7 protein-coding genes and 1 pseudogene are annotated in these 3,865 nt (G+C 27.1%); all 8 read left to right on the top strand.

What is annotated here, in order from left to right:
• Window positions 1–488: pseudogene (locus Q0625_RS11375) on the top strand (RHS repeat-associated core domain-containing protein); the annotation flags it as partial.
• 9 nt (window positions 489–497) lie between these two features.
• Window positions 498–992, top strand: coding sequence for a hypothetical protein (locus Q0625_RS11370; protein ID WP_298827329.1), 495 nt, complete (start codon window positions 498–500; stop codon window positions 990–992).
• A 329-nt stretch (window positions 993–1,321) separates the two neighbouring features.
• A complete protein-coding gene (locus Q0625_RS11365) occupies window positions 1,322–1,666 on the top strand; it encodes a hypothetical protein (RefSeq protein WP_298827325.1) in 345 nt (114 codons plus the stop codon).
• A 147-nt stretch (window positions 1,667–1,813) separates the two neighbouring features.
• Entirely contained in the window at window positions 1,814–2,374 is a 561-nt protein-coding gene (locus tag Q0625_RS11360) for a hypothetical protein (RefSeq protein WP_298827322.1), read from the top strand.
• 16 nt (window positions 2,375–2,390) lie between these two features.
• The gene (locus Q0625_RS11355; RefSeq protein WP_298827318.1) at window positions 2,391–2,921 is read left to right on the top strand and encodes a DUF2247 family protein; all 531 of its coding nucleotides are present in this window, start codon (window positions 2,391–2,393) and stop codon (window positions 2,919–2,921) included.
• Window positions 2,922–3,025: 104 nt separating this feature from the next.
• Window positions 3,026–3,205, top strand: coding sequence for a hypothetical protein (locus Q0625_RS11350; protein WP_298827316.1), 180 nt, complete (start codon window positions 3,026–3,028; stop codon window positions 3,203–3,205).
• Between the two features lie 11 nt (window positions 3,206–3,216).
• Window positions 3,217–3,687, top strand: a complete 471-nt coding sequence (locus Q0625_RS11345) for a hypothetical protein (RefSeq protein WP_298827314.1) — start codon at window positions 3,217–3,219, stop codon at window positions 3,685–3,687.
• Window positions 3,688–3,716: 29 nt separating this feature from the next.
• The coding region (locus tag Q0625_RS11340) for an RHS repeat-associated core domain-containing protein (protein WP_366125070.1) at window positions 3,717–3,865 on the top strand (149 nt) is incomplete at its 3' end.

Raw genomic sequence — 3,865 nt, 5'->3', positions numbered from 1 at the left:
TTTGGACAGGACGAGAAATACAACAACCTGTTCAAACCTTAGAAGGAGCTCCTATAAATATTCATTTAGATGCTGAGAATAATATAACAGGAAATTTAGAATTAAATGCTCCAACAACAAATTCGGTTTTAGATCTTCAACAGCCTAAACTAATTCCTATTGAAACACCTGATGGAGGAATAAAATTAATTTCACAATTTTCAGAGAGTTCTATAGATAAGGGAGTGAGACTGACAATGTCACAAAAAGAGCTTCATATTTTTGCAAATAAACTTCACCCCAAACCTTGGTTGAATGATTTATCTACTAAAATGGGAGGTAATCAAAATGTTATAGAATCTATCCTTAGGAATGTTAGCGGAAAAATACAACCTAATACTTCGGGAGTTTTTCAAGTTTCTACAACTATAGATGGAATTCAAATTTATGTTCGTGGATACATTAATCAAGGAGTTCCTATTATTAATACAGTATATATACCTAAATAATAAATAATTATGCTTGAATTAAACAAAATAGAAGAATCCTTAGATATACCTAAGGCTATTGAATATATTGCTGATAATCAAAATAAAAATATTATTAACTATTTACGAGTTCTATTTGTTATTACCTATTTTTTGAAAGAAGAACCTTATAATGAAAAAGAATATCTTTTATATACTGATTATTTAAAGAAGATATTTTTAGAATCTTCGAAAAAATATTCAGATAATGCAGAATTCTTATTTTATACAGGGTTCATTATCTCTATGGGAGAATGGTATTTCAATTTGACTTTTGAACAGTCCATAGAAATGATGACAAAAGCATCAGAAATAGAACCTAAAAATGAGTTATACCAATGGGTTTACTTTTTCTATCTTGATAAAAAAAACAAGAAAAAGGAATATGCTAAACATCTCTTAGGGAAAAAAACAATACAAAAGGAGTTATATTCAAAAGGGTTACTAGGAAGATATATATATAGTATTATTGAATATGCTTCATAGAAAAGATTATAGTTTTATCCTAAAACAGATTACTCTACTTTGTAACGAAAAAGATTTATTACTTATTGATGAAGAGCTAAAAGTAGTATCTTTAGATTTTGAAATCATAAACAAGTGTTTTGAAGAGGTGATGAATGCGCCTATTCATTAGATAAAATAAATAAAATTTTAGCTGATGATATCTATGGTTACAAATGGGAAGAGATTCCTCCTTATTTAATTTAAAAGAGAATTTTTACTATGGTTTTTATTTGAACTGAAAAGAATGTGGTAGCTAAGAGATGTACGCTTTCAGCACAAGGAGATATTATTCACATAAAATCAAAATTATGATGACAGGCAGGAAACAGTTACTTTTAGACTTAATTCTTTTAAGAGGTAAAACCCAAGATATAAAAAAAGAACTTTCTAAATATTCTTGGGATAGTGTGTCTCCTATTGTCAAAATAGATACACAATCTATGATTTTTGTTTTAAAAAAATACATCAAAGGGGATATATCAACTGATGAATTAGAAGAGTGGGCTAATCTGGTAGAATGTAGAGATGATATAGAAATTCCTTTGGTGATACAAGAATTTATTTTTGAGTTAGCTAATCCTGAAATAAATGGAGATATAACTAAGAAAAAAGTAAATGATTATGTAAAAGTTTTAGAATATGAGAATATTTAAAAAATTATGAACATAGCAACTATTTTTGAAAGATACGAAAAGTACGATTATATCTTTTACGTATATAATACATATCAAGTGAGGATACCAAATAATGAAAGAAAAACTTAAATATCATTAAAAACAGTACTAAATTAAATTGAGGATATGAATATGTTTTTAGAAAATGAATTTACTGAAATAGAAAAGGAGTTTGGATTTCATAAAGAGATTGATTGGCTATCTAAAATCGTATATATAGACAAAAAACTAGAACAGTATAAGAAAAATGTAAAGATAAATATTAGAGCCATTTATATATTGCACAATATTTTGGTAGAAGAAGAATATCCGTTTGAAGAACAAAATAAGATGTCTTATTTTTTGCAAAAATGGTTTTTAGAATCCAATAATAGGTTTCAGAATGATGCTGTATATTTATTTTTTATAGGAAAAATATTATATATCTCAGAATGGTTTTTTGGATTAAAAGATAATACATTAGCTTTTGAATTTCAAGAAAGAGCTTTTGAGATAGAGCCTAAAAATATTTTATATGAATGGGGATATGCTCTTGCAAAAAATGAAAAAGAGAGAGTTTATATACTTTCCAAAGCAATATTATTTAAAAATAAGAATATTTTAGATTGGCTAAAACAATATGGATTTGCAGGAAATTATATGATAGAATCTTTGATGTATTGTTACGAGAATTATAATTCTTATTAAAATATTAATATATCAGATGAAAATATTTGACAAAGGTTTTATATTAAACGACTGGAGAGCTGTATATGTAGGGTTAAAAAAACATTGGTTTACTCCTGAAGAAGTACTATCTTATTGTGAATATGGCTATATACTATGTAGTGAGGAAATGTTTAGTGGAATGTATATGTCGTCTGAACTCTCAGATGAAAATCTTTTAAACTTAACAAGAAAGATATATCCTGACCCGATTTGGGAAAAAATTGATGATGATCTTTATGAAAGACAAATAGAAGTAAGTAAGAATTACTATTTATTTTGGGCTGTGGAAAAATTATTAGAAATAGTAGCTTTAGGTAAAGATAAAACATCTAAATTATATGAAGTAGATATGATACATTCAGAGTTTGACTGGCCTATCGAATGGCATAATTTCATATATTATATGCCACCTAAAAAGGGAGAAAAGATGGGAATAGATGTTTTGTATAATGACTTAATAGAATATATAGATAGTTCTACAAAACAATTAATAGAGAGTAAGACTATAGAGCTGAAAAAGGAATAATAGCTGAAAGACGACACTTTTATGCTATGGGGCACGAGTTGGTTCATCTATCTCAGTATACTGCATTAGCAGGACAATCTGCAGGAATTGTGACTAAAAATTTTATGGATTTATTAGAATATCATGCTTATAGTTTTGAATTTAGTTTAGGAAGTGGTAATGCAGGAGGATTTAATCAACAAGCCATACGTGAATTATATAGAGAATTTCCAAATTTCTTTAATTCTCTAGGATATATGAGATTTCCTTGGACATTCAATACTAAATTTAGATACCCTTTTTAATCTTTTAAGATATGAAAAAAAAATTACTTATATATATTTTTTTATATTCTACACTAATTTATTCTCAAAAAGATGAGATTCAAATATTAAAAGTTATATTTGAAGAGATAAAATACAATCCTGACAAAGAGTTTCTCCAATGTGAAAAAGAGAAAATATTTTTCTTACGGAAAGATTATGAAAATGAAATTAATATTCCATTGAATATTTTAGATGAATTCGAAAAAGTAGCAAAAGAAATAGATGAAAAATACTTAGGAAAATGGTGCCTACCTTGCAAATCCCAATTAAAATGGAAAAAAAAACAAAAAAAGGCTTTGGTAAGTATATCTCAACCTATTTTTGATGCAAAAAACAATTATTGTATTGTTTCTGTGATTATCGCAAGAAAAATAGGTAGCGCATCAGGTATGACATATATATTAAAAAGAGTAGAAAATAAATGGAATATTATAGAATATTTAGAACTTTGGATTACATAAAATATTTTTTGAATATATAGTTCAAGCACCTGCAAACGGTAGGCTTTATACATATGAACGGACAGTTGTACGACCCAGCTTTACACCGTTTCTTACAACCCGATAACTATGTACAAGACCCTTTTAACACCCAAAACTTTAATAGATATGGATATTGTTTGAATAACCCATTGGTATA

Source organism: uncultured Capnocytophaga sp. (genome assembly GCF_938029845.1).
In the GTDB taxonomy this organism is placed as follows: domain Bacteria; phylum Bacteroidota; class Bacteroidia; order Flavobacteriales; family Flavobacteriaceae; genus Capnocytophaga.
Note: the sequence above shows the minus strand (reverse complement) of the source record. Positions and strands in the feature narration are given on the sequence as shown.

Bases quoted from the DNA above. Each gene is read 5' to 3' on its own strand.
- Q0625_RS11365 (WP_298827325.1), top strand. From the start codon at position 1,322: ATGATGACAGGCAGGAAACAGTTACTTTTAGACTTAATTCTTTTAAGA.
- Q0625_RS11350 (WP_298827316.1), top strand. From the start codon at position 3,026: ATGGATTTATTAGAATATCATGCTTATAGTTTTGAATTTAGTTTAGGA.
- Q0625_RS11355 (WP_298827318.1), top strand. From the start codon at position 2,391: ATGAAAATATTTGACAAAGGTTTTATATTAAACGACTGGAGAGCTGTA.
- Q0625_RS11360 (WP_298827322.1), top strand. From the start codon at position 1,814: ATGAATATGTTTTTAGAAAATGAATTTACTGAAATAGAAAAGGAGTTT.
- Q0625_RS11345 (WP_298827314.1), top strand. From the start codon at position 3,217: ATGAAAAAAAAATTACTTATATATATTTTTTTATATTCTACACTAATT.
- Q0625_RS11370 (WP_298827329.1), top strand. From the start codon at position 498: ATGCTTGAATTAAACAAAATAGAAGAATCCTTAGATATACCTAAGGCT.